At 70.4% G+C, this 24,185-nt stretch carries 26 protein-coding genes and 1 pseudogene; 10 read left to right on the forward strand and 17 right to left on the reverse strand.

The genetic code is table 11. From position 1 onward, the window contains the following. Positions 1–42: 42 nt before the first annotated feature. A complete protein-coding gene (gene mgrA, locus AB0E67_RS03405) occupies positions 43–1,083 on the forward strand; it encodes an L-glyceraldehyde 3-phosphate reductase (protein WP_362020292.1) in 1,041 nt (346 codons plus the stop codon). A 459-nt stretch (positions 1,084–1,542) separates the two neighbouring features. Here the strand turns inward: mgrA and AB0E67_RS03410 are convergent, their stop codons facing one another. The 3 genes from AB0E67_RS03410 to AB0E67_RS03420 form a co-directional block, all read right to left on the reverse strand. Beyond that, entirely contained in the window at positions 1,543–2,001 is a 459-nt protein-coding gene (locus tag AB0E67_RS03410) for a hypothetical protein (RefSeq protein ID WP_362020295.1), read from the reverse strand. A 66-nt stretch (positions 2,002–2,067) separates the two neighbouring features. After that, positions 2,068–2,853 (reverse strand): class I SAM-dependent methyltransferase, encoded by a 786-nt coding sequence (locus tag AB0E67_RS03415; protein WP_362020298.1) that lies wholly within the window; start codon positions 2,851–2,853, stop codon positions 2,068–2,070. A 140-nt stretch (positions 2,854–2,993) separates the two neighbouring features. Then, positions 2,994–3,899 (reverse strand): A24 family peptidase, encoded by a 906-nt coding sequence (locus AB0E67_RS03420; RefSeq protein WP_362020301.1) that lies wholly within the window; start codon positions 3,897–3,899, stop codon positions 2,994–2,996. Positions 3,900–4,002: 103 nt separating this feature from the next. On the opposite strand from AB0E67_RS03420, the gene AB0E67_RS03425 reads away from it, so the two are divergent. Next, entirely contained in the window at positions 4,003–4,416 is a 414-nt protein-coding gene (locus AB0E67_RS03425; protein ID WP_362020304.1) for a DUF192 domain-containing protein, read from the forward strand. A gap of 82 nt (positions 4,417–4,498) precedes the next feature. Here AB0E67_RS03425 and AB0E67_RS03430 read toward each other — a convergent pair whose 3' ends face one another. Then, entirely contained in the window at positions 4,499–5,083 is a 585-nt protein-coding gene (locus AB0E67_RS03430; protein ID WP_351517484.1) for an XRE family transcriptional regulator, read from the reverse strand. 219 nt (positions 5,084–5,302) lie between these two features. Between AB0E67_RS03430 and AB0E67_RS03435 the strand changes: the two genes are divergently transcribed. From AB0E67_RS03435 to AB0E67_RS03450, 4 genes are all read left to right on the forward strand, one after another. Continuing rightward, positions 5,303–6,466: a Zn-dependent alcohol dehydrogenase gene (locus tag AB0E67_RS03435; protein ID WP_362020308.1), complete on the forward strand. Its 1,164-nt coding sequence runs from the start codon at positions 5,303–5,305 to the stop codon at positions 6,464–6,466. Then, entirely contained in the window at positions 6,463–7,929 is a 1,467-nt protein-coding gene (locus AB0E67_RS03440; protein WP_362020311.1) for an APC family permease, read from the forward strand. Before AB0E67_RS03435 ends, AB0E67_RS03440 begins: the two co-directional genes overlap by 4 nt. A 221-nt stretch (positions 7,930–8,150) precedes the next feature. Next, positions 8,151–10,151, forward strand: coding sequence for a hypothetical protein (locus AB0E67_RS03445; protein ID WP_362020314.1), 2,001 nt, complete (start codon positions 8,151–8,153; stop codon positions 10,149–10,151). A 211-nt stretch (positions 10,152–10,362) separates the two neighbouring features. Then, a complete protein-coding gene (locus AB0E67_RS03450) occupies positions 10,363–10,947 on the forward strand; it encodes a hypothetical protein (RefSeq protein ID WP_362020317.1) in 585 nt (194 codons plus the stop codon). A 39-nt stretch (positions 10,948–10,986) separates the two neighbouring features. On the opposite strand, the pseudogene AB0E67_RS03455 reads toward AB0E67_RS03450, so the two are convergent. Beyond that, positions 10,987–11,293 (reverse strand): annotated as a pseudogene (locus AB0E67_RS03455) (transposase); the annotation flags it as partial. Here AB0E67_RS03455 and AB0E67_RS03460 point away from each other — a divergent pair. Both AB0E67_RS03460 and AB0E67_RS03465 read left to right on the forward strand, forming a co-directional pair. After that, a complete protein-coding gene (locus AB0E67_RS03460) occupies positions 11,231–11,572 on the forward strand; it encodes a transposase (RefSeq protein ID WP_362021425.1) in 342 nt (113 codons plus the stop codon). The pseudogene AB0E67_RS03455 and the gene AB0E67_RS03460 sit on opposite strands and share 63 nt — an antisense overlap. Positions 11,573–11,755: 183 nt before the next feature. After that, entirely contained in the window at positions 11,756–12,205 is a 450-nt protein-coding gene (locus tag AB0E67_RS03465; protein WP_362020319.1) for a DUF3592 domain-containing protein, read from the forward strand. Between the two features lie 15 nt (positions 12,206–12,220). Here the strand turns inward: AB0E67_RS03465 and AB0E67_RS03470 are convergent, their stop codons facing one another. Further along, complete coding sequence (locus AB0E67_RS03470; RefSeq protein ID WP_362020321.1) at positions 12,221–12,814, reverse strand: hypothetical protein; 594 nt, start codon at positions 12,812–12,814, stop codon at positions 12,221–12,223. A gap of 224 nt (positions 12,815–13,038) precedes the next feature. Here AB0E67_RS03470 and AB0E67_RS03475 point away from each other — a divergent pair, with 224 nt between their 5' ends. Next, the gene (locus AB0E67_RS03475) at positions 13,039–13,542 is read left to right on the forward strand and encodes a DinB family protein (RefSeq protein ID WP_362020324.1); all 504 of its coding nucleotides are present in this window, start codon (positions 13,039–13,041) and stop codon (positions 13,540–13,542) included. 254 nt (positions 13,543–13,796) lie between these two features. Here AB0E67_RS03475 and AB0E67_RS03480 read toward each other — a convergent pair whose 3' ends face one another. From AB0E67_RS03480 to AB0E67_RS03490, 3 genes are all read right to left on the reverse strand, one after another. Continuing rightward, complete coding sequence (locus AB0E67_RS03480; RefSeq protein ID WP_362020327.1) at positions 13,797–14,663, reverse strand: LLM class F420-dependent oxidoreductase; 867 nt, start codon at positions 14,661–14,663, stop codon at positions 13,797–13,799. Between the two features lie 228 nt (positions 14,664–14,891). Further along, positions 14,892–15,185 carry a sulfurtransferase TusA family protein gene (locus AB0E67_RS03485; RefSeq protein ID WP_362020330.1) on the reverse strand — a complete coding sequence of 98 codons (294 nt, stop codon included), beginning with the start codon at positions 15,183–15,185 and terminating at the stop codon, positions 14,892–14,894. Positions 15,186–15,192: 7 nt separating this feature from the next. Further along, the gene (locus tag AB0E67_RS03490) at positions 15,193–15,858 is read right to left on the reverse strand and encodes a class I SAM-dependent methyltransferase (protein WP_362020333.1); all 666 of its coding nucleotides are present in this window, start codon (positions 15,856–15,858) and stop codon (positions 15,193–15,195) included. A gap of 536 nt (positions 15,859–16,394) precedes the next feature. On the opposite strand from AB0E67_RS03490, the gene AB0E67_RS03495 reads away from it, so the two are divergent. Then, positions 16,395–16,961 carry a dihydrofolate reductase family protein gene (locus AB0E67_RS03495; RefSeq protein ID WP_362020336.1) on the forward strand — a complete coding sequence of 189 codons (567 nt, stop codon included), beginning with the start codon at positions 16,395–16,397 and terminating at the stop codon, positions 16,959–16,961. Positions 16,962–17,361: 400 nt separating this feature from the next. Here the strand turns inward: AB0E67_RS03495 and AB0E67_RS03500 are convergent, their stop codons facing one another. From AB0E67_RS03500 to AB0E67_RS03535, 8 genes are all read right to left on the reverse strand, one after another. After that, on the reverse strand, positions 17,362–18,012 hold the full coding sequence (locus tag AB0E67_RS03500) for an OmpA family protein (protein WP_362020339.1): 651 nt from the start codon (positions 18,010–18,012) through the stop codon (positions 17,362–17,364). Between the two features lie 8 nt (positions 18,013–18,020). Further along, entirely contained in the window at positions 18,021–18,644 is a 624-nt protein-coding gene (locus tag AB0E67_RS03505; RefSeq protein WP_362020342.1) for a hypothetical protein, read from the reverse strand. 31 nt (positions 18,645–18,675) lie between these two features. Further along, positions 18,676–19,284, reverse strand: coding sequence for a pilus assembly protein TadG-related protein (locus tag AB0E67_RS03510; RefSeq protein ID WP_362020345.1), 609 nt, complete (start codon positions 19,282–19,284; stop codon positions 18,676–18,678). Then, positions 19,281–19,514 (reverse strand): hypothetical protein, encoded by a 234-nt coding sequence (locus AB0E67_RS03515; RefSeq protein WP_362020348.1) that lies wholly within the window; start codon positions 19,512–19,514, stop codon positions 19,281–19,283. The genes AB0E67_RS03510 and AB0E67_RS03515 overlap by 4 nt, the downstream gene beginning before the upstream one ends. A gap of 254 nt (positions 19,515–19,768) precedes the next feature. Next, positions 19,769–20,878, reverse strand: coding sequence for a response regulator transcription factor (locus tag AB0E67_RS03520; RefSeq protein WP_362020351.1), 1,110 nt, complete (start codon positions 20,876–20,878; stop codon positions 19,769–19,771). Positions 20,879–20,974: 96 nt separating this feature from the next. After that, positions 20,975–22,291, reverse strand: a complete 1,317-nt coding sequence (locus AB0E67_RS03525) for a histidine kinase (RefSeq protein ID WP_362020354.1) — start codon at positions 22,289–22,291, stop codon at positions 20,975–20,977. 48 nt (positions 22,292–22,339) lie between these two features. Then, positions 22,340–23,230 carry a DUF5936 domain-containing protein gene (locus tag AB0E67_RS03530; RefSeq protein WP_362021428.1) on the reverse strand — a complete coding sequence of 297 codons (891 nt, stop codon included), beginning with the start codon at positions 23,228–23,230 and terminating at the stop codon, positions 22,340–22,342. 14 nt (positions 23,231–23,244) lie between these two features. Beyond that, entirely contained in the window at positions 23,245–24,183 is a 939-nt protein-coding gene (locus tag AB0E67_RS03535; RefSeq protein ID WP_362020357.1) for a type II secretion system F family protein, read from the reverse strand. Positions 24,184–24,185 lie beyond the last annotated feature (2 nt).

A 24,185-nucleotide genomic window follows, 5' to 3' on the forward strand; every position in this document is an offset into this window, starting at 1 on the left:
GCCCAACCCGGCCTGTCACAAGTCCGTGATAAGGAGGGAAACGTGACTGATTCTCCTCTCTTCTACCGGGCTGCCGGTTCGCGCTACGACTCCATGGAATACCGCCGTACCGGACGCAGCGGGCTCAAGCTCCCCGCCGTCTCCCTCGGCCTCTGGCACAACTTCGGCGACGACCGCACGCTCGACTCCCAGCGTGCGATCCTGCGCCGCGCCTTCGATCTCGGTGTGACCCACTTCGACCTGGCGAACAACTACGGGCCTCCGCCGGGCTCCGCCGAGCTCAATTTCGGCAAGATCTTCCGGCAGGACTTCGCTCCGTACCGGGACGAGCTGCTCGTCTCCACCAAGGCCGGTTACGAGATGCACCCCGGCCCGTACGGGGAGTGGGGCTCCCGCAAGTACCTGCTGTCGTCGCTGGACGCCTCACTGCGGCGGACGGGGCTCGACTACGTCGACATCTTCTACTCGCACCGCTTCGACCCGGACACCCCGCTGGAGGAGACGATGGGGGCGCTGGCCTCCGCGGTCCAGCAGGGCAAGGCCCTGTACGTGGGTGTGTCCTCGTACGACGCGGAGCAGACCGCCGAGGCCGCCCGACTGCTGAGGGAGATGGGCGTACCGGCCCTGATCCATCAGCCGTCCTACTCGATGATCAACCGCTGGATCGAGGAAGACGGGCTGCTCGACACCCTGGAGGCGGCCGGCATGGGCTGCATCTCCTTCGTGCCGCTGGCCCAGGGCCTGCTCACGAACAAGTACCTGGCGGGCATCCCGGAGGGCTCGCGCGCCACCCAGGGCAAGTCGCTGGACCCCGGGCTGCTCTCCCAGGAGGTGGTCCGCCGGTTGAACGGGCTGAACGACATAGCGGCCCGGCGCGGCCAGTCGCTGGCCCAGCTGGCGCTGAACTGGGTACTGCGGGACGGCCGCATGACCTCGGCGCTGATCGGCGCGTCGAACGTGCGGCAGCTGGAGGAGAATGTCGCGGCGCTCGCCGGTCCACCGCTGTCCGTCGAGGAGCTGCGGGAGATCGACGCCTTCGCCGTGGACACCGAGGGCACCAACATCTGGGCCGGACGCGGCTGACGGAAGGGGCCGGGGACCGGGGGAACGGAGACGCCCGGGCCCGGTCCCGCGCGGGCGGGGCCGGAGCCGGGGACGGGACGGAGTTCGGGAGGCGGATGGCCTTCGGGGCGCTGCCTTGACGATCCGCGTTGACGGCCCCGTCCGGCCGGGGCGCCCTCCCCCACCGGCGAGCGGTCTTCCCCCCGGGCAGGCGGACGGTCTTCCCCCGTACGGGGCGGCGCGGAGGGCCGTGGCACAGGGCTCGGCGCGGATGCGGCGCCAGGACACCGGGCCCGGATCCGGCGCACAAAAAACGGGCCGGTCCGTGGGGGGGGTTACGGACCGGCCCGAGGGGGGGTTTCCACCATAACCCTTCGTAAGTGGTGCTGCGTGCCACGCCACTCCACAATTACTCTGCGAACTTGCAGGACTCCGGTGCGCTCCCGGCCCCGGAGCGGCGCGTCACGAAACCGGGAGGGCTCAGGCGGTGGCCGGTGCGCCGCGGTGGTCGCGGGTGAAGCGGACCGCCAGGGTCTCGCCGCCGATGACGACGAAACGCCCGTCCTCGCACCGGATGACGGCCTCGCACACCTCGCCCCGCTCGTCCCTGCGTTCCTCGGTACGGGTGACGGTCCAGCCGCCCTCGGGGGGCCGCGGCAGGTTCGGCACGGCGGCGAACTCCCACTGCCCGGACGGCACGCACCAGGTGGGCAGCCGCGGCCACGAACCGGGGCCGACCCGCAGGGTCCAGTCGGAGGCGCAGGTCAGCAGCACCGATTGCCCGTCTGCCAGCAGGAACTCGACGGCCTCGGGCTCCCCCATCAGACCCTCCGGCCGGTAGCGGACGCCGTACACCCCGACGATGCGCGCACCCCTGAGCCAGTCCGCCCTGCCCTGCCGCGGTACCCGCGGCGCTCCTCGTCCGTCGCCCGTCCTCATGGCCAGTTCCCTCCCACGTACTCTCCGTACAGGGTCGCACCCCTGTCCGTGAGCAGAGGCCGCGGCCTACCCGGGTTTGCGTGCCTCGATCAGGAACCGCGTGGTGTGGGCGACGAACGGACCCTCGGTCTCGATCCGGTGGTGCAGTTCGGCGAGTCGCGGGCGGTACTCCTCGACGGTGAAGCCCGGCACCATCCAGATCACCTTCCGCAGGAAGTAGACGACGGCGCCGATGTCGAAGAACTCGGTACGCAGCTTCTCCATCCGCAGATCGACGACGTCGAGCCCGGCCGCCTCGGCCTCGGCCCGGGCCCGTTCCGGGTCGCGGGCGCCGCGCACCTCGGGCGGCTGCGGGCCGAGGAAGTACTCGACCAGTTCGAAGACGCTGGCCGGGCCGACCTGCTGCGAGAAGTACGTGCCCCCGGGCGCGAGCACCCGTGCGATCTCCGGCCACCAGGTGATCACCGGATGCCGGCTGACCACCAGGTCGAAGGCGCCGTCCCCGAACGGCAGCGGCGGCTCGTCCGTGTCGGCGACCACGGCCACGCCGAGCGGGTGCAGCAGGGCGGTGGCGCGGGCGACGTTCGGCGGCCACGCCTCGGTGGCCACGACGAGGGGCGGCAGCCTCGGTACGGAGGCGAGGACCTCGCCCCCGCCGGTCTGGATGTCGAGCGCCGCCCCGGCGCGGCCCATCCGGTCGGCCATGGCGCGGGCGTAGCCCCAGGAGGGGCGCTGTTCGGTGGCCCGGCCGTCGAGCCAGGAGAAGTCCCAGCCCTCGACGGGGACGGCGGCCGCCTCGGCGACGAGGACGTCGAAACGCGCGCGTTCCGCCGCCGTTCGCGCCCCTGTCACCCCTGTCGCCGTTGCCGCCGCTCGTGTCGCTTCTGCTCCCGGTCCTGGCTCTGGTCGTGGTGCTTCTGCGGGTGTCCCGGACATACGGGGATCGTGCCAGCCGGGGCGCGGCGGGCGCCACCGCGTTTCGGCGGGCCGGATCAGGCGGCCAGGCCGCCGAGGAGGATGCCGATCAGCGCGCCCGTGATCATGAAGGGGCCGAACGGGATGCCCGTCTTGCGCCCGGCCCGCTTCAGGACCATCAGCCCGAACCCGTACACCGCGCCGAGCAGGAAGCCCGCGAACCCGCCGGCGAACAGGACCGTCCAGCCGTACCAGCCGAGGGCCACGCCCAGGGACAGGGCGAGCTTGACGTCCCCGAAGCCCATTCCGTTGGGGTTGATCAGGAAGAGCAGGAAGTAGAAGCCGCCGAGAGCCGCCCCGCCGAGGAGGCCGGACACCCAGTTCCCGGCGTGTGCTGGAAGCAGCGCGGCGACGCCGAGCAACGCGGTGACAGCTCCGGCGGCGGGCAGGGTCAGCTGGTCGGGGAGCCGGTGGACCCGTCGGTCGATGGCCGCGAGGAGCGCGCCGACGGGAGCCAGCAGCAGCCACACGGCGAGCTCGGGGCGGGGGCCGACGGCCGCCGCGAGGACGGCGCAGGCGAGGGCGGTGACCACGGGCACGAGCACACCGGGCGCGTAACGGGCCCCGGCCCGCACGACGTCCGCGTCACCCGGCGCGTCGCCCGGGTCCGGGGCCGGGTCCGGACCCGCGCCCTTCGGCCCGGCGGCCGTGCCCCCCGCAGCGCCGACCGGCTCGCCCGTACCGCCGCCCTCGGCTCCGGACCCGGTGGCCGTGGCGGTCGTCACCGGCACCGCCTCCGCGCAGGCGGCACACCGCGCGGAGCCGAGCCAGCCGCCGAGGGCCCCGGTCAGGGCGTGGCCCTCGGGGCAGGTGTCGCGCCAGGTCTCCTCCGGTTCGACGGAGAACCGGTAGGCGGCGCGCGGGACCAGCAGCCCCGACGCCGCTCCCCAGAGTGCGGCGAGCGCTGTCAGCATGGCGTACACGTTGCCGACCCTAGGCGGGCACCGGACACGGGTCATGGGTCCTGGGGCCCACCTCGTACCGTTCCGGACCCAGCGGCCGTCACCGGACGCTACCGTCGTGGCCATGGCTCAATGGCGCAATGGCAACGGCACGTTGACGGTCACCGACGCACGGGAGGGGCAGGGGCCAGGAGCACCGGAGACACCGGAGGCAGCGGCGATACCGCTGCGGATCGCGGCCACGTACCGGACCAGGAGCCGGGGACTGCTCGGACAGGACGGGATCGACGGCGCCCTGCTGATCACCCCGTGCGGGAGCGTGCACACCTTCGGGATGCGGTTCACCATCGATGTGGCGTACGTGGACCGGAAGTTCAACGTGATCGCCGTCCGCACGATGAAGCCGGGCCGGCTCGGGCTGCCCCGGCTGCGGGCCCGGCACGTGATCGAGTCGGAGGCGGGGGCGATGGAGACGTGGGGGCTGCGGCCGGGGACGCGGGTGAGCATCGTCCAGGAGGAGACGGACCGGGTGCGCTAGTGCTGTGGCCGGAAAGGTTTGCCGGGCACGCGCCGGGGCGCGGCAGCCGCGCGCGGATGGGGCGGGTACGCGTCCGGCCGCCCTATGACCGCAGCTTGGTACGGGAGCGCGGCAGCGCCGGGGCGATCGACCACAGGACCTCGGCCTCGTCCCCGCCCGGGTTGTCCCAGGCGTGGGCGGCCCGCGCCGAGAACGTCGTCGAGTCCCCCGCCTCCAGGAACCTGGGCTCGCCGTCCACCGTCAGCCGCAGCGTGCCCCGTACCAGATAGGCGAAGACCGTCTCGGCCTCCAGGCTGTACGCGCCGCCCGAGCCGCCGCCGGGGCTCAGGATCGTCCGCATGACCTGGACGTGCCGTTCCTCGGCGGGGGTGAGGAGGAACTCCTCGATGCCGTGCCCGCCCATCTCCAGCCTGGCGCCCCGGCCGCTCTTGACGACGTCCTGGTCCGGATAGTCGAAGAGCGTGGCGATGCCCGTGCCCAGCGCCTCGCAGATGCGGATCAGGGTGGGCACGGAGACCGAGGTCTTGCCGCGCTCGGCGAGGCTGACGAAGCCCTTGGTGACGCCCGCCGCCTCGGCGATCTGAGCGAGCGTCAGCCGCTGCGCCAGGCGGAGCTCGCGCAGCCGCGGACCGATCGTGGACATGTGGCTGTCAGGGGCTGCGGACATGGCGGACACGCTACCTGGCGGTGGGGTCACGGGGAGTGGCCGGGGACGAACACATATCGGAGCACATGTCGGAAGGGTCTTTACCCGTCGAGTTTAGTGCTGTAAAACTCTGACGAAAGTTTAATGGCGCTAAACAAGGCGCCCCGGTGGCCGTCCCGTCCCCGTGACGCCCGCCCTCCCCCTCCCCCTGCTTGTCCCGCACCACCCGAGGAGTAGCCCATGAGCTCCCCGTCCTCCCAGAAGAGCACCGCACGCACCGTGCGCGGCGCAATCTTCCGCTCACCCGGGCAGGAGGTGACCGTCACCGACGTCACCCTGGCCCCGCCCGGCCCCGGAGAGGTCGAGGTCGCCGTCGCCGCGGCCGGCGTCTGCCACTCCGATCTGCACGTCATCCGCGGCGAGTGGGACCACCCCGTCCCCGTCGTGCTGGGGCACGAGGGCTCGGGCGTGGTCACCTCGGTCGGCGAGGGCGTCACCGGCCTCGGACCGGGCGACCACGTCGTGCTCTCCTGGGTCCCGTCCTGCGGCACCTGCCGATTCTGCGTCTCCGGACGCCCGGCCGCGTGCAGCCTGGTCGCCGAGCTCGTCGCGCCCGGCGGGGTGCTGTACGACGGCACCAGTCGGCTCTCGATCGACGGCGAACCGGCCCACCACTACCTCGGCGTCTCCTCGTTCGCCGAGCGGGTCGTCGTCCCCGCCTCCGGTGCGATCAAGGTGCGCGAGGACGCGCCGCTCGACGTGATCGCGCTGGTCGGCTGCGCCATCGCCACCGGTGTCGGCGCGGTGCGCAACACCGCGGGCGTCGGGCCGGGGGCCACGGTCGCCGTCATCGGGTGCGGCGGTGTCGGGCTGTCCTGCGTGCAGGGCGCCCGGCTGGCGAAGGCCGGCCGGATCGTAGCCGTCGACGTCGTACCGGAAAAACTGGAGCTGGCACGTAGGCTCGGTGCGACGGACGCGGTCGACGCGCGGGACGGCGGTGTCGTCGAGGCACTGCGGGCCCTGGTCCCGGAGGGCCTGGACTACGTGTTCGACGCCATCGGCAAGATCGAGACCACCGAGCAGTCCATCGCGGCGCTCGGGCAGGGCGGCGCCGCCGTGATCGTCGGCCTGCCGCCGGCCGGCCGCACCGCGCGCTTCGACCCGCTCGCGCTCGCCGAGGCCGACCAGCGCATCCTCGGTTCCAACTACGGCTCGGTCGACGCCGCCCGTGACATCCCGGCCCTGGTGGACCTCGTGGTGTCCGGCGACCTCGACGTGGAGTCGATGATCTCGGCCCGCCGTCCGCTGGACGAGGCGGGCGACGCCCTGGCCGACCTCGCCTCGGGCCACGCCCTGCGCCAGCTGCTGATGATGGAGACGGAGAAGGAGGAGAACCGCACATGAGCACCGCCGAAAAGCAGACCGGGCAGCAGCCCGGTCCCCGGACCGGATCGCGGGGCGCCGCGCACCAGCAGGCCGACGGGCTGGCCCACCGCTCCGTCTCCACGTTCGAGGTCGGCGCGCAGAGCGTCGCGAACGTCGCGCCCAGCGCCGTCATCGCGTTCGCGCCCGCCAGCATGGCGGCGTCCGCCGGCAACGGCGCCTGGTTCTCGTTCTTCCTGGCCATGGCCGCCGTCCTGGCCATCGCGTACTGCATCTGCGTCTTCGCCCGCAGGCGCGCCGGGGTGGGTTCGCTGTACGCGTTCTCCCGGCTCTCGCTCGGGGCGCCCGGATCCTTCGTGACCGGATGGGCGCTGCTCATCGGGGCGGTGTGCATCGGCTCGGGCTCCCTCGCGGGCGCCGGGTACTACACGGCGCGCGCCCTCGACCAGATCGGCATCGGTCTGTTCACCGGGGTCACCGGCCAGATCCTGCTCGACGTGCTGCTGGCCGCGGTCGCCGTGCGGCTGACGATCGCCAGTGTGCGGACGGCGGCGCGGGTCGCCTCCGTGCTGGAGGTCGTGTCGATCGTCCTCATCGTCGTCGTCCTGCTCCCCGCCTTCTTCAAGAGCGGGAACGTCATCGACACCGACCAGCTGAGCCTGAGCGGCTCCACCCTCGACGGGATCGTCTTCGCCGTGGTGCTGGGCGTGCTCGGCTTCGTCGGCTTCGAGGGCGCCGCCTCGCTCGGCGCCGAGGCCACCGACCCGTACAAGGCGATCCCCCGCTCGGTGATGGGCAGCGCGGTGCTGGCCGGTGTGCTCTACATGTTCGCGACGTACGCGCAGGTCGCCGGGTTCGGCGGCGCGGACGCGCTGGGGAAGAGCTCCGACCCGATGGACGAGCTGGCGGAGATGTCCGGTCTCGGCTTCCTGAAGTTCTTCCTGCACGCGGGCTTCGCCGCGTCGTTCGTGGCCGTGGTCATGGCCTGTGTCACCGTCGCCGCCCGGCTGCTGTTCGGCATGGCGAACGAGGGCGTGATGCCGGCCCGGCTCGGTGTCGCCCACCCGCGCCACCGGACCCCGTCCGCGGCGATCTGGGCCGTCACCCCGTTCATCGCCCTCCCGGCGGTGCTCGTGGTCGGCGCCGGGACCGCGCCGCTGGACGCGACGACGTACATCGACACCATCGGCGTCTTCGGCTACATGCTGAGCTACACCCTGGTGTGTCTGGCCGCGCCCCTGTTCGTGCGCCGGATCGGGGCCCGCGGTCTGCTTCTCACCTGGGGTCTGGGGCTGATCGGCGCCGCCGCGATGATCTACGTCTTCTACCGCAACCTGTGGCCCGTGCCGGAGTGGCCGCTGAACGTGCTGCCGTACGTGTTCGTCGGCGCGCTGGTCCTCGGAGTCGTCGGCTTCGCGGTGCTGCGGGTGCGGAAGCCGGAAGTGGCGGAGCGGGCGGGAACGTTCGCGGACGACCTGGACTGACCTCCACCACCCGTCCCGTACCTCCCGCCCCGGGCCTCCCCGCGCCGCTGCCCCGCTCTCCCCCGCATCCCTCGCGGGCGGTGCGGGGCATCGGCCGTTGGGCCCGACTTTGGGGCCAAGGGCCCAGGTCACCCGGCTCGTACGTCCGTACGCTCACGTCCACACCCGCATGCACAACGGCGGGTACGGGCAGGGCACGTGGGCGTCGGAGAGGAAGAACCGTGACGGGTGGCGGGGGCTGGGGAAGCGGAAACGCGGGCCACATACCACCGGGGGGCGGAGGTGGTGCCTCCGGTGCGGGCAGCGGCGTCTTCTTCGCCCTGACCCGCAGTTGGGCCGCCGGTGCCCTGGTCTACATCGCCGCCGGATACCTGGTGTCGCGCGGGCTCGTCGAGCTGCTCGCCACCGAGGAGCGACTCGCCTCGTTCGGCTGGCGTCTCGGCCTGCTGCACGTGCCGAACGTCATCACCACGGTGCTCACGGTCCTCGCCTCGGTCCGTGTGCTCCCGTACGAGCGGCGCGAGTCCCGGGTGCTGACGCTGCTCGCCGCGCTGGGTGTCCCGGTGGCCGCGGTCGTCTACGGACTCGCCGTCTCCTGGCATCTCGTGGGCTTCGAGGGCACGTTGATGCCGGTCGTCACACTGGCGACCGGCTCCGCAGCGGGACTGGCCGTGCACCGGCTGCTGGAGGACCGCGAGGACCAGGAGTCGCCCACGTCCTACCCGTACTCCTGGCGGGACAGCGGGGCCACCGCGATGGAGTACCTCGGGGTGATCGTCCTTGTCGTCACGATGATCGGCGCGATGGCCGTGGCGGGCATCGGCGGGCAGATCGGCGAGCGCATCCTCTGCGTGATCAGCTCGATGGGCGGCGGCGGTGGCAGCTGCTCCTCGGGCGGCGGCGGCGACACCACCGCGAAGCCGAAGACGGACGCCGACTACGAGCCCAAGATGTGCCAGGTCTCCAGCATCTCCGACACCGTCGGCGGCAAGGTCAAGATCGGCTGGTTCGAGTGGGGCAACGAGTACGGCTTCCAGCAGAAGGTCAGCCAGGCCAACACGGACGTGAACGGCGACGGCAAGGTCGACGACAACGACAAGCTGGTCTACATGACGTTCACGGACGCCGCGTCCGCCGGGGCCACCGCCAGCACCCCCGGCGTCAAGCTCGGCAAGCTGGGCAAGGCGGACGTCGACGTCGGTGGCGGCATCAAGATCACCAATGGTGACACCTGGGTCTTCAAGAGCGAGGAAGAGGCCCAGAAGATGCGCGACGACATCGAAGAGATGAAGATGTGGGAGACCTCCACCAAGTACAGCGGTGGCTACGGCGGTGGCTGGTACTCCGGCATGAAGTGGGCCGACAAGAAGAAGGACGTCGAGAAGAAGATCGGCGACAAGAAGATCTCGTACTCGACGATCGGTCTCAACGCGTACGCCGACGGCGGTCTCTCCATCAGCTCGGGCGACGAGTCCAAGCTGGGCGCCAAGCTCGGTGGCAAGGCCAAGTTCTCCCCCGAGGTGACCATCACCAAGGACGACGTGAACGGCAACGAGTCGTACACGTACACCGCCAAGCTCGAACTGGAGGGCAAGGTCAGCGGCACGGCCGGCCCGTACGGCGGCGCCGCCTCCGCGAAGGACAGCCGGACCGGGGCGATCACCGTCACCCGCGACCAGAAGACCGGCAAGATCGTCCGCATCGACATGACCCAGACCCATGAGGGCGGTTCGACCGCCAACAAGGGCGACATCAGCGGCGACAACGGCAAGAAGGACGGCGACAAGCGCGGCGGCAAGGTCAGTGGCACCGACTCCTCCGGCGACACCGGCATCGAGGTGACGACGAACTCGATCATCTTCGGCAAGGACACCGACCAGGCCACCGAGGACAAGCGGGCCGTCGCGGAGCAGTGGCTGAACGGCTCCGGCAACAACACCGCTCCGTTCGAGTACATGTTCGGCGACCGCTCCATGCAGCAGAAGCCGACCGGAACCGACCCGTTCGAGCAGCTGATGTTCCAGGACGGCCTGTCGAGCACCATGAAGTACCACGGTCAGACGGACGCCCAGGAGTTCGGCTTCGAGGTCTCGCTCGGCATGAGCCTCGGGTTCTCGATCTCGGACGAACACAAGAAGGAGACCCTGACGGACGCGGAGTTCCTCGGGGCCCCGAACGGCGACAAGCGCTCCTACCTCCCGTACAGCTACTGCGCGAAGTAGCGCGGAGCCGCTGGACGAGGGAGCACGGCCGTGCCGGCGCGGGTCGTCGGCACGGGTAGCCAAAGGGGCGGCCGTACCTGTAGCTGTAGTGCCGGGAAGGGCGCGGGTGCCGTGAGAGGCATCGGCGCCGGAAAGGGCACCGGCCACGGGTACGGCCGCCCGTTTCGACGACGGCGCACGGAAATCACGCACGACGAAGAGGCGATGGACGATGACGACGACGATGAAGATGTCCCGGGCAATCGGCGCGGTCACCGCCGCCGCCATCGGTCTCACCCTGCTCACGGGCTGCGGCGACGAGGCCGCTTCCGTCCCGGAGGGCTGGGGCACGCTGGACACGAAGAGCCTGTCCGTCGGGTACCCCGAGAAGAAGGGGTACAAGGAGCAGCCCGCCGCCGAGCGCGCGAAGGCGAACGCCGCCGTGGCGCTCAAGGAGGAGGACGGGCTGCGCACCGGCATGGTCTCCGTGCAGCTCGACTTCGCCACGGGCGTGGACGACGCCGGTGAGGCGGCGGCCGCCGCAGGTGCGGGCATCGGCCTCGGAGCGACCCGCAAGGAGACCTCGGACGTGCGGCTCACGGGGCCGGAGAGCGCCCGGGACGCCCGAAGGATCGACTACGAGTTCACGTCGAGCGGCAAGGACCGGACCCCGGCGCAGGGCACGCCGATGACGGGCGTCGTGGTCGCGGGCGTCGATTCGAAGCACGTGCCGTTCGCCGTACGGATCAACGCGGTCAAGGGCTCGCTGAGCCGGCAGGACCTCGACGCGTTCGTCGAGTCGATCACGGTCAATTGACTTCCGCTCCCCTCCCTGAAGGGTGGGGATTCCTGCCACGGTCGGCTGACCGTCTCGGTGGGTTCCTGGTTCTTTGCGCTGTGCCGGGACGGGTCCCGGTCCTACCAGCGCTCCGCAGGCTGACACGGCCAGTCCGACCATCCGGCGTCGTGCACGGACTTCGCGAGGCGGGTACGGGCGAGACCCTTGACCATCAGGTCTTCCACCGCAACCGCTTGGTTCTCGCGGATGATCTCTGTGGAGAGCTGGTGTGGAACTCGCGCCGCGCATCGGCGGTCCGGGCATGGGCGCGGGCAACCTTGATCCGGGCCCTGGCCCGGTTCTTCGACCCCGTGGCCTTGCGGGACGTACGCACCGACTTCGCGACCGAACTGGCCGAGTTCAACAGCGAGGCCGACCACGCCCACCTCCTGGTGAGCGTCCCGCCCAAGGCGCCGTCTCCAAGCCGGTCAACAGCCTGAAGGGCGTCAGCTCCCGCAGACTGCGCCAGAAGTTCCCCGACCTGGTGCAGCACTACTGGCGAACCGACAACCTGTGGTCGAGGTCCTACCTCGCCGGATCAGCCGACGGGGCTCCACTGCCGATCGTCCACCCGTACATCGAACAGCACAATCGCCCGCTGTGACCAGCGGGCCGGAAGTTCCGAGAACCGCTTCACCACTGCCCTGAAGGCGGTGTACTGCGATCAATCCCGGTAGCGTCGGGCGGACACGCGGCGGCGCGTCCGTGGAGCAGTCCGGCCACGCATCGGCGCACTCAGCAGCAGCGCACTCACGGAGTCGAGTCGACGGATCAGGAGCACTCGTTCATGCAGATCCTGCCCGGGGGCACGGCCACCTTCCTGCTTCTGTTCGGCCTGCTCCTCGGCGCGTTCGCCGTCCGGTCCGCGCTGCGGCTGCGCCGGGTGCTGCGGCTGATCCGGCACGGCGAGCACGTCGAGGGGCGGTGCGCGGACCGCCGGACGGTCGACCGGGGCCCGGGCTCGGACCGCGGCTACGCCGTCGAGTACGTCTTCGCGTTCCGGACCCGCGACGGCCGCGAGATCGAGTTCACCGACCACGCCCCGGGGCCGTTCGGCTTCGAGGTCGGGGCGCCCGTCCGGGTCAGCTACGACCCGGCCGACCCGGCGAAGCACGCCACGGTGGCCGGGCCGGGGGCATGGGGCCCGGTGGTGATGCCCGCGCTGTTCGCGCTCATGCTGGGGGTGTTCGCGGTGGGGCTGCTGGCGGGCTTCGCGGCGATGCGGGGCTGGCTCTGAGGACCGCCCCGCCGCCTATCGGCTGGGGACCTCGCTCCCGAACAGCATCCACGGCGACTGGTCGAAAGACGCCACCCCGGACAACTGCGGCTGCATCGCGGCGATCTCGTGCCGCACGGCGAGCGTGTCGGGCCAACTGTCGAAGAACGTCGTCCCGTTGACGACGACCCCGTTCCAGTCGGTCGCGGCGGAGGCGCCCTCCCGGTCGACGACGAACCCGATGCAGAGCACCGATGCCCGCCCTATCGCCTCCCGGATGGCCCGCGCGGCGAGTTCCTGCTCGTCCCGCGTCAGCTGTCCGAGGCCGAATTCGAGCGCGACGACGCCGTCGCCCGTCTTCCTGACCCGTGCCGGAACGTCGGTCCCGCCGTCCGTCCAGAGCAGGAAGTCGACGCTGTCGATCCGTTGCAGACCGGCCAGCAGCACGAGTTGTTCCCGGGTCACCCACGACAGGGTGCCCCACGGGTCGGGCCCCGGCCCGATCAGTGTGACCCGCCTGGTGACGGGGTGGTTGAGCCGGAGTCCCGCCGCGTCGAGGTCGCCGAGAAGCGACTCGGCATCGGGGCGGCTCCAGCCGAGGTGGTACGAGTAGAAGAAACCATCACTCATCGACACATCACCCCATGAAACGGAATCAGGTGGAGCGTGCAGATCAAGGTGCGCGTGGACACGCCGGACGGGCGCTCGTGGCGGCGCCGCCCAGGGGCTCACGATTGGTCGGTACGAGCGTAATGAGCCACGCCCGCCCGGGCGTGGGCCCACGGACCCAGCCACGGGCCCCATTGGGACAATGCGGTGGACAGGGGTCCCCGGATGCCAGATCGTGTACGCCGATGACACGCACCGATTCGCCTCCCGCTTGGGACGAGCGCACCCAGCTGGCCACCTTCCTCGACTACGCACGCGACACGGCGCGCGCCAAATGCGAGGGGATCTCGCCGGAGGACGCCCGCCGGGCCCCGCTCCCCGGCTCCCCCCTGATGACGATCGCCGGGCTGATCAACCACCTCAGCTGGGTCGAGTACTACTGGTTCGAGGTGGCGTTCCTCGGCGGTGAGGACGAGGGGCCCTGGACGGAGGAGGACCCCGACCGCGAGATGCGCATCGCGGTGGACATGCCACTCGCGGACGTGCTGTCGGCGTACGAGGCACGGACCGCCCGCTACCGCGAACTGGTCGCGTCCCACGACCTGGACACGCCCGCCAAGCGTCCGCGCGCGGACGGCAGACATCCCGACCTGCGCTGGATCGTTCTGCATCTGATCGAGGAGACCGCCCGGCACAACGGCCATCTCGACCTGATCCGGGAGATCGTCGACGGCACCACCGGGGTCTGAGCAACGGGCCGGGGCCCTGCCCGGGACGCCCGGGCCCCGGCCGGACACACAAACCCCGGCCTGTCCGTCCGGCCCCTCGGGGCCTGCCCCGGACGCATGGGTCCCGGCCCGGACGCGTGGGCCCTGGCCTGTCCGCCTCCGTGCCCCTGCCCAGCCGGCCCCTCGGCCCCCTGTCCACCCGGGGCCCTGCTCGTCCGGGGCCCGTCCGCCCTGTGGCGTGGCCCCGCTTGAACCCCGCACCGGGGTGGGACCGGTCAGATCGTCGCCACCCGGGGCGCGATGTGCTCGGCGATCTGGTGGGTGAAGCTGACCGGATGGCGGTCCGGGAGGACCTGGATCTCCCCGATGCCCAGACGCGCGTACGCCTCCGCGTCGGCGAGGAACCTGTCCGGTCTCTCCAGTACCGGCCCGTTGTACATCACGGTCTTCTCGACGGCGTCGTAGTCACGGCCCTCCGCCGCGCAGTGCGCGCGCAGCACCCCTAGCTTCTGGGCGACCTCCTCCGGGCCGGTGGCGAACAGGTTGCAGGCGTCCGCGTACCGGGCGACCAGACGCAGCGTCTTCCGCTCGCCTCCGCCGCCGATCATGATCGGCGGGCGTTCGCCGATGGGTTCGGGTACGCACAGGGTCTCGGCGAGCTGGTAGTGACGGCCGCGGAACGGGCCGTTGTCGTCGCTCCACATCTGGAGGCAGATGAGGATCGTCTCCTCCAGCCGTTCGAACCGTTCGGCGACCGGGACGACCGGCACGCCGAGCCCGTACTGCTCCCGCTCGTACCAGGAGGCCCCGATGCCGAGCCTGGCCCGGCCGCCGGACAGTACGTCGAGCGTGGTGACGATCTTCGCCAGCAGGCCGGGGTGCCGGTACATCACGCCCGTGACCATCAGGCCGAGCGTCATCCGTTCGCTCAGCGCCGCCGCGTAGCCGAGGGTGGTGTACCCCTCCAGCATCGGATCGTCGGCGACGGTCTGCCCGGTCTCCATCTGGAAGTAGTGGTCCATCACGGTGAACGAGGCGATGTCCGCCTGTTCGGCGACGCGTACGGACTCCGCGAGGGTCGGCGCGATGAGGGCGGGGTCGGCCGGGGTCGAGTAGTTCCAGTAGTGCAAGCCGAGCTTCATGTGCGGCCTCCGCGGGTCGGGGAGGGCGGCCGGGGACGGAGGCCGGCCAGCAGGCCACCCGCACGTCGGTCGACTGCTCCGGGTGCCCGATGGTTCACGCTATGCGAGGCCGCGCGCCCGCCGCCGCCCGGCCGAAGCAAACGGGTCAGGGGCGGTGGCCGGGGAGGCGGGCACCTGCCGGTCCGGAGAACCCATGCCCGGAGAGCCCGTGCCCACAGCGCGTACGGGTCAGTCCCCGGCCCGGTGCCACGGCCGGTCGGGCCGGGTGGGGCGGGCGTCCGCGGACAGCCGCAAGGCGTACACCGGCTGCTCGCCGGGGAGGGGGCCGAGGTACTCGTGACCGGTCATGTGGCACCAGGCTGGCAGGTCGAGCGGAGCGGCCGGGTCGGTGGCGATCACATGCACGACGGTGCCCGCCTCCGCGCCGTCGATCGCCTTTCTCAGGCGGAGCAGGAGCGTGACGCAGAGCAGTCCGGTGCCGTCGACGGTGAGACCCGCGGGCGGGGTGGGAGCGGTGGTCATCCGGACCTCACCGGGCCAGGGACTGGGTGACGCGCCACAGGCGACGAGGGAGCTCGCCCTCTTCGAAGGCGTGGACCTCGTTCAGGGTCCAGCCCTCGGCGAGGGCGTCGACCAGGCCCCGGGAGAAGAAGTGCACCGCGAAACCGCCGTGCTCGTGGATGTCGTCGCCAAGGGCCTCGCCGGAACCGTAGTGGGCGTCACCGGTGTGCCTCACCGTGTAGACGAAGACGCCCCCGGGCCTCAGCACGCGCCGGACCTCCCCGGCCACGGCGTGGATCTCCTCGGTGGACAGGGCCATGCACAGCAGCATGTGCGCGAACACGGCGTCCACCGACGCGTCCGCCAGCGGCAGGGGATCGCGCACGTCGTGCACCGCGGTGGTCACCCGCCCGCCCACTCCCCGGCGGTCGGCGTCGACGCGCAACCGCTCCAGCCCGGTGGCCGAGAAGTCCAGGGCCCGTACGGTGAAGCCCTCCCGCGCGAAGTACAGCGCGTCGCGGCCGTGTCCCGCGCCCAGCTCCAGCACGTCCGCGACCCCCGCCTCCCGGAAGACCCCGGCGGCGTACCTCGCGGGCAGTGAGGGCTCCTGCCCGTACATGCCCGGGTGCGAGCCGTAGGTCCGCTGCCAGTGCTCGCGCCGGGCCTCGCCCAGCTCCCGCCCGTCGCCGCTCACGCTCCGCGCCCTCCTCTCGCTCCCCGGCCGGTGCCGTGGCCTCCACCGGCCACCCTAAAGCGCCCGTATCCATGCCGTACCGGCCCCCGTCGGCCCTCGCCCCGGTCCGGGTCGGCCGACCCGGCAACTCGCCCGCGGCAAACCGAACGACGCCGAAGGCGGCCCGGCACGGCCGACCCGGCCTCCTGGCACGACACGACATGACACGGCATGACATGACACGGCAGGGCCCGGTCCCATGGGGTGCGTCCCCACGAGACCGGGCCCTGTAGGGTCTCGCCGCTCGTGACATATCGATCTTGCGTGACCTGGGCGTTCTTGGCTGTCCCACGGCCTTGTCACCCGTGATCAGTCTCAAATCCGTGGCATTTCCTCGCGAGGGCGAGGTCGAGATCAGGCGGCTTGCCCGAGTCGGCCGAGTACACCACGCTGAGCCCCGAGCACGAGGACTACCGGCGAGCCCAGATCGCGCACCGATGAGTTTCCCGCGCCGCGCTGGTCTATACGCCGGACACCCACGGACGGAAGGCTGCGCCTTGCGGAAACTGATCTACGGCATGAACCTGACCCTGGACGGCTACATCGCCGCGGCCGGCGACGACATCGGCTGGAGCGGACCGCCGAGCGACGAGCTGTTCCAGTGGTGGCTCGACCACGAGCAGGCGAGTGGCCTGTCGCTGTATGGGCGCAAGCTGTGGGAGACGATGAGCTCCTACTGGCCGACCGGCGACCAGCAGCCCAACGCCACCCCGGCGGAGATCGAGTTCGCGCGGAACTGGCGGGACACGCCGAAGGTGGTGTTCTCCTCGACGATCGACAAGGTCGACTGGAACACCCGCCTGGTCACCGGCGACGCGATCGCCGAGATCACCCGGCTCAAGGCCGAGGACGGCGGCCCAATGAACATCGGCGGCGCAACGCTCGCCGGGGCGGCCATGCGCGCCGGGCTGATCGACGAGTACGCGATCGCCGCCCATCCGGTCCTGGTGGGCAGCGGCACGCCGTTCTTCACCGCGCTGGACAGCTGGGTGAACCTGAACCTGGTGGAGACGCGGACGTTTCCCGGCGGCGTGGTCCTGACCAGGTACGAGACGAGGCACTGAGCAGCAGCACGCACGCGCTAGTCTCACGGTGATGTCGTATGCGACATCGGTACGACACGGCCTGTGAGATTACGACATCAGCGGCGAGAGGCTACAGGACACCTCGCTCCAGGCCCGGTCCTCCACCACCGCGCGCCCCTCAGGACGGACGCTCACGGACGCGGCGAATTGCCCCCACCGCACACCCCCAGCCGCAGATCAACTTCCTGTGCAGCCAAGGTGCCAGCGCAGCGAACGCAGCGAACGCAGGCGGGACGGATCACTATTCTCGCCACCCAAATGGATGACGCCCCGACCTGCGAGTCTCACGGCGGCGGCATGAGTGCCGCCGCCGTGCAGTTCTCGCTGAGATCATGCAGCGAGTTTTGAGACCCAACACCCTGCCGTCGGCGCGGATGTCTCAGGAAGAGCTGCCGCGCGGGAAGGAGACCTCCACGCGACGGTTCTTCTTGCGGCCTTCCTCCGTGCTGTTGCTCGCGACCGGGTACTGCTCCCCGTACCCCCGGATGTCGAAGGCGACGGTCGAGCCCAGGTCCTTGACCAGCACCGACTGCACCGCGTTGGCGCGCTGCTTGGACAGCACGTCACCGTGGGCCGCCGAGCCGAGGTTGTCGGTGAAGCCGAACACCCGCACCTTCGTGGCGTTCTGCTTCTTGATCTCGGCCGCGATGGCCGCGATGCGGGAGTGGGCCGCGGGGCTCAGCTTCGCGCTGTCCTTGCCGAAGAGGACCTCGGCCTGGAGCGCGAACTTGACGTTCGCGTTGCTGTCCTCGCGACGCTCCTCACCGCCCTCGTCCTCGATCACCTGGACGATGTCGAGGACCTTCGCGGGTGCGAGCGTGCCACCCTCGGGCATCTTCAGGTCGGGATCGTCGGGGTCGATGTGGACGGGAGGCACGGAATTGGCCTCCATGCCGGGCGGCACGCTCGGGTCGTCGTCGGCGACCGCGTTCGACGCCCCCAGGACCATGGAACTCGCCACGAGCAAAGCGACCGCGACGACATGGCCCGCGAGCCGCGTTTGCCTGCGGCGGGTCAAGGTGTGGGTCATGTCGGCCATCACCCAGAGATCTTCAGCGAGGCTGTGCCGAACGTCGGCAGCGTGAAGTCGACTTCAGTGGTGGTTCCCGGCGGAGCCGGGAACTGCATGAAGACGGAGACCGACTTCCCTGGCTGAATAGCCGTCAGCCCGGTGGTGCAGAGACACCGCCCTTCCGTGTCCCGCAGGACGTAGTAGCGCTTCTTGCCGATCTTGTCCACGAGTGTCGCACCCGCTACGGAGTTCGGGTTCTTGGCCACGATGACGCTCTCGTTGCCCGCCCACTGTCCGGCGCTGCGAATGCCGTCCCCGTCGTTCTTGATCAGGCCGCTAACCGTGACGAATCCGCCGGTGTCCCGCTTCACCTCGTTGACGACGAGGGTCAGCCCGTCTCGCCCATTGACCTGGGCGAGTTTCACATTCGGGTCCACATTGTCATCAGCCGCCGTGTCCTCCTGCTTGGCGGCCTTGTCGCCATCGGAGGAGCCGGTGGCGGCGGAAGGCACGGTGGACGACTGCGAGCCGGTGTTCTCCGACTTTCCGCCGTCATCCGTACCGCAACCGGCCACGGCGAGAGCCAGGGCCGCCGTCAGCGAGACGGCCGCCACGGCCCTTCTGGACCTGGTGGAGCACCGAATGCTCATGGATTCTGATTCCTTTACTCGTCGTTCGCTGTCAGTTTTCGACCAGACGCACGTCAAAGAGGATCTTGCTCACGCGGTCCCACGGAGGCGGACTGCTCGGCTGGATCTCCAGGAAGTCCCCTCCCTTGCAGGAGAAGAAGTAGATGTCCTGGACGCCGTCGTCGTCGAAGTCCACGGACTCCCAATCAGGGCAGCGCCACTCGATCAGGGCCGTAGCCTTGGCCTGCGCCCGCTTCTTCTTCGAGTCGGGAATCACCGACGAGTCAACCGAATCACGACCCTTGACCTTGACCTCGATCAGGTCTCGATAGCCTCCGGGCATCGCGCGACAAGCTTTGACATCTGCTTTGTTCGCAGATGCGAGCCCCTGAGCGGCGGGGCAGCCGAGCACTGCGTGCCCCTGAAGGAACGCGTCCAGCATCTTTCCGGGAAGCGAAGCAAGGAAAGGCCCCTCAAACTGCTTACGGGACTCGGATGCGGCGGCCAGCGCTGCTGCGTCTGCCGCGCCCTGAGCCCCGTTACGCAAAGCCGCAGCCTTGCCAACAGCGAAGAACGCAAACGCGAGCAAGAGCAGGAATGCCACCATCATCATGTAGATGGGGAAAACCTGCCCTGCATCGCGGCGTTTTCTACCGATCACGAGCCCGCAGTGATGGAGTCCACCAGGCCGGAGATCCGGCTCGAGATCGCGCCACCGATACCCGTGGCCATGATCGCACCGATGATCGCCACGACCACCAGGATGATGCCCAGGTACTCGAACGCCGTCTGGCCGCGGTCCTTGGCCTCGCAGCGCTTCTGGATGGCGCTGACCGCCGTGTTGGCCCAACCGTTGACGCGGACGGCGGTCTTCAGGGTGATGTTCGACATGGGGTTCCCCTCCGGGTTCGGCCGACCGGTGGACGGCCGACTCGCACGTTTCGTGGGCGTCGCCCGCAGATCCGGCTTCCTCCTGGCCGGAGCCGCCGGCGACATGAGAAACATACGGCGAAGCACTCTGTCCGCCGGAGGGTCCCAGGGCCCATTCCCGGGCCCAAAGCGTCAGTTGGGTCTCGGTCGGCGCGTGCTGGGCCCCACGCCCCGCGCATACGCCGGCGATCCGATTGCCGTTCGCGCTCGCACGATCAGCCACGGCGACCACCGGACCGACGCGCCCCGGGCACCGTCGCGGGAGCCGTGCCGAGCCAGCGGGCGATGGCCTCGCTGCGGCTTGCACTGTGCAACTTGGTGAAGATGCGGTTGATGTGGTTCTTGACCGTCTTCTCGCTGATGAAGCAGGTGGCGGCGATCTGCTGATTGCTCATGCCGGACGCGATCAGCTCCATGACCTCCACCTCCCGTGAACTCAGCCCGTACTGCTGCCTGTTGAGGGATGTGCTCGCTCCCCCGGCCATGGAAGACTGTGCCACAACCGGTTGCAGATGCGAAAGACCCTGCGGCGGTCGAGCTTCTCGCGTCGCAGGTGGGGCGGCTTCGGGCTCGGGGGCGTATGCAGGCGCATCGTGGTGCTTGGCGAGGCCCGGGCCGTGGCCGTCGGCGCCCATGCCCTGGTAAGGAACGGCCGTGGTCAGGGCCGTTCCGAGCCCCTCCGGAAGGGGCCGTCCCTGCGGCCCCGGGCCCTGACGCATGTGGGCGAGGAGGGCGTTGGCTGCGGTGGCGGTGAAATGGGCGCGCCCGTTCTTCGTGTCGCGTACGGCCTGCACCAGTTGGTCGGCCGTGAATTCGCCGTGGACCAGATAGCCGCTCGCGCCCAGACGCAGCGCCTCGTGGACTATCTCGTTCTCGCGGCTGTAGGTCAGCATCATGACCGGTGCGACCTGCACGAGGTGCGGCAGCGCGGATATGCCGTCGACGCCGGGCATCCGGACGTCGAGCAGAACGACGTCCGGGCGGTGCCGGACGGCCATGTCGTAGGCCTGCCGTCCGTCCACGGCCTCGGCGACGACGTCGATGTCGTCCCGGCCGGACAGCAGGACGCCCAGGCCGGCCCGGACCACGGGGTTGTCGTCCGCGACGACGACCCGAAGGGCGCCGACGGCCGGTGGGGCCGGCGGCGCGGGGAAGGGGGGCAGGGACTCGGATGCCGCGGACTGCTGGGTGACGGGTACGGGGACCGGGAACGCTTGGGCACCGGTCTCCGAGGTGAGCGGGGTGACGTGCTGGGACATGTGCTGGGAGGCGTGGTTCCGCGCCGTCCAGTCCTGGTCCGACGCGCGGGAGACGTCGTCCGGCATCTGCGACCTCCTCTCAGGGTTCTATGGGGGGTGAGGGTGGATTTCGATCGGATGGGTCTGGCCGCTGTTCGGGTTCAGTGCCCGGTCGATGGCCGGTCATCCGGGTTGCTTCGCTTCTGCCGTGGTGCTGAGAGCGGCGATCGGAAGTTCCAGGCGGACCTCGGTGCCCTTGGCCGCCTGCCCCTTTCCGATGCGTATGCGGGCACCGATGGTCGCGGCCCGTTCGACCATGCCGACGAGGCCGAAGTGTCCGGCGTGCCGCAGGTCGTCGAGGGTGATGCCCGCGGGCAGGCCGCAGCCGTCGTCGTACACGCTGACACGCAGGACGTCGCCCTTCACGCCCGCGAGCACGACGAGGTAGGTGGGGCAGGCGTGGCGGTGGGCGTTCTCCATCGCCTCGGAGGCGACGGTGAGCAGCTGACGAGCGACCGCCTGGGGGACCGTCGGCACGGGGATGTCGTTGTACAGGCGGAAGGTGGCCGTGAGGCCGTGACGACGACTGAAGTCCTCGGTCCGGGCCTGGAGTTCGCGTACGACGTCCACGCCTCCATCGAGTCCGGACTCGCGGCGGAGATCGGAGAGGAGCTCCCGGGATTCGGCGGCGGCGCGCCGGGCGGCGCGGGCGACCAGTTCGGCCTGGTGCTTGATGGTGGACGGGTCCATACGGTCGGACGATCCGGCCAGACCGTCGGCGGCCAGAGCCAGGCCGTGCAGGGTCTTGGCGACCGAGTCGTGCATCTCGCGGGCGAGGCGGGTGCGCTCGCCCTCCACTGCCTCGTTCACTGCGAGACGAGCCCTGGTCTCGGTCAGGGCCTGGCTGGCCGTTCCGAAGCGGAGGAGCAGATTGCGCAGGGCGACGCCGAGGGCGCCCGCGATCACACAGAAGCCGGGGAGGAGAACTGCCGTGGCATCGGCAGGATGCAGCTTGTGGTCCGTGACGTACAGGCCGAGGACGATGACGGTCTGCAGTGCGGCGAAGACCGCCGCCCCGCGCCAACCGGAGACGAGCCCGGCCAGCAGCGGGGTGCACACGGTGACATAGGCGAGCGTGGACTCGGGAGTGGCCGTGACCAGCAGCAGGGCGCCGAAGAAGGCGTCGATGCCGAGCAGCCAGGAATGGCGCAGCAGGACGGGGCCGAAGCGTTCCCAGTCGCGGAACAGGGCGTAGGAGCCCATGAACGTGACGAGGATGGCAGAGCCGATCAGCCAGGACGCCGGGCCGGCCGCGGTGCGGGCGATCGCGAACGGGGTGGCCATGGCGATCATCGCGAGCCGGAAGCCGAAGACCTGTCGGCACATCGCCTGGAGCGCGTTGAGCTGGATCGCGAACGCCGGGCGCGAACCGGGATCGGCTATCGCCTGGCGCACCTCCGCGTCCAGCCCGCTCTGAGTACCGCCGAGTTGGAACGCCATGTGTCCTCACCTCCCTCCGGCCGACCGGCCACCGCTCGACCGGTCATGTCATCCGCCGCCGGTGAGGAAGCCGAAGTCGATGTTGGCTCCGTAGACGAAGCCCACCGTCAGCAGCACCAGCGTTCCGGGGAGCAGGAAGGTCGTGACCGCGAAGGTCGCCTTGGGCACCGCCCTGGCGGCCTTGCGGCGCGCGTTCTGGGCGTCGGTGCGCCGCATGTCGTTGGCGATCTGGATCAACGTCTCGACGATCGGGGCACCGAGTTCCTCGCCCTGCTGGAGCGTCGTCACGAACATGGCGACTTGCTCCGAGTCGTTGCGCTTGCGGAGCTGGTCGAATGCCTCGCGGCGGCTGACGCCCATGTCCATCTGACGCAGGGTGATGCTGAGCTCGTCGGCCCAGGGGCCCTCGTACTTCTCGGCGACGCGGGCCAGGGCCTGGCGGAAGCCGAGGCCGGCCGACACCACGACGGCCAGCACGTCGAGGAAGTCGGGGAGGGTGCGGTCGATGTGGTCACGGCGTACGCGCACCGCGGACCAGATGCCGACCTCGACCCAGAACATGCCGAACGCGATCAGCACCAGGGCCAGGAAGAGCTGGCCGCGCATGAGCATGACGAGGGCGCCGAACGCGCCGAGGCCGCCGTAGACGGCGCGGCGGGCGGCGTAGCGATCGATGGTCAGACCGCCGGGATTGCCCGCGAGGTCGATCTGGCGGCGCTTCTTGTTGACGGCCTTGGGGCCCATCATCCGCAGCACCGCGGGCGCCCAGCGCATGCCGAGCCGGTCGATGCCGGAGCCGACGGCGCTGGTACGGGTGGCGCCGACCTCCAGGGCGATCGCGAGGTCGCCCGGGAGCTTCGCATCGCGCCGGTACATACGGATACCGGCGGTGATTCCGTACACCGCGAGGCCCATCAGGCCGGCGAGCAGCAGGTCCATGTTTCCCCCGCCCATCAGACGTCGATCCGGGACATACGGCGGATCACGATGAATCCGATCGTGTAGAGGGCGATGGAGATGACCACCGCGACCTGGCCGATGAAGGCGCCGGTCATGCGGTCGAGCGCGCCGGGCATCACCGCGTTCATCAGGAGCATGGCGCCGAGGCCGAATATCGGGACGGCGTAGGCGGTGACGGTCACCTGCGACAGCTGGGTCTTGACCTCGCGCCGGGTCTCCTTGCGCTCCTCCAGCGTCTCCGTGAGGTTGCGCAGGGAGCTGACGACCGTACCGCCGGCCCGGTTGGACAGGACGAGGGTGGTGACGAGCACGACGAGTTCGCGGGAGGGCAGCCGGTCGGTCATCTCGCTCAGCGCGTCCTCGAGTGGTTCGCCGACGGCGAGACGGCGGGCGACCCTGGCCAGTTCCTCGCCCGCCGGGTTCTCCATCTCGTCGGCGGCCATGCCGATGGACGTGCGCAGGGCGAGGCCGGCCTGGGTGGCGTTGGCCAGGATGCGGGCGAGTTCGGGCAGCTGGTTGATGAAGCGTTCGGTGCGCTTGGTCCGCTGCCAGTTCAGGAAGGCGTTGGTGCCCCAGAGGCCGATGAGGGCGGCGACCGGGCCGAAGAAGCTGGCGAGCATGGACGAGGCGATCATCCACAGCGCGGCCATGGCGAGGATCGCGTAGACGAGGAACTCGCCGGGGGTGATCTCCAGGCCGGTGGCGGCCAGCTTCAGTTCGAGCTTCTCGCCGAGGGCGGTCTTGCGCAGCCTCCTGTCGATGGCCCGGAAGCGGCGGTGGCGCCCGCCCTCCGTGACCGGGCCGGTGCGCGAGAGCCGGTCCACCAGGGCGTCGCTGTCGGCCTTGCCGCCGGAGTAGGCGTGCAGGCCGGCGACGCCCGTGACACCGGCCAGCAGGGTGACGCCGATCGTGAGAAGAGGGAGATTGGTCATGG

Source organism: Streptomyces sp. NPDC032161 (genome assembly GCF_040636995.1).
Classification (GTDB): Bacteria; Actinomycetota; Actinomycetes; order Streptomycetales; family Streptomycetaceae; genus Streptomyces.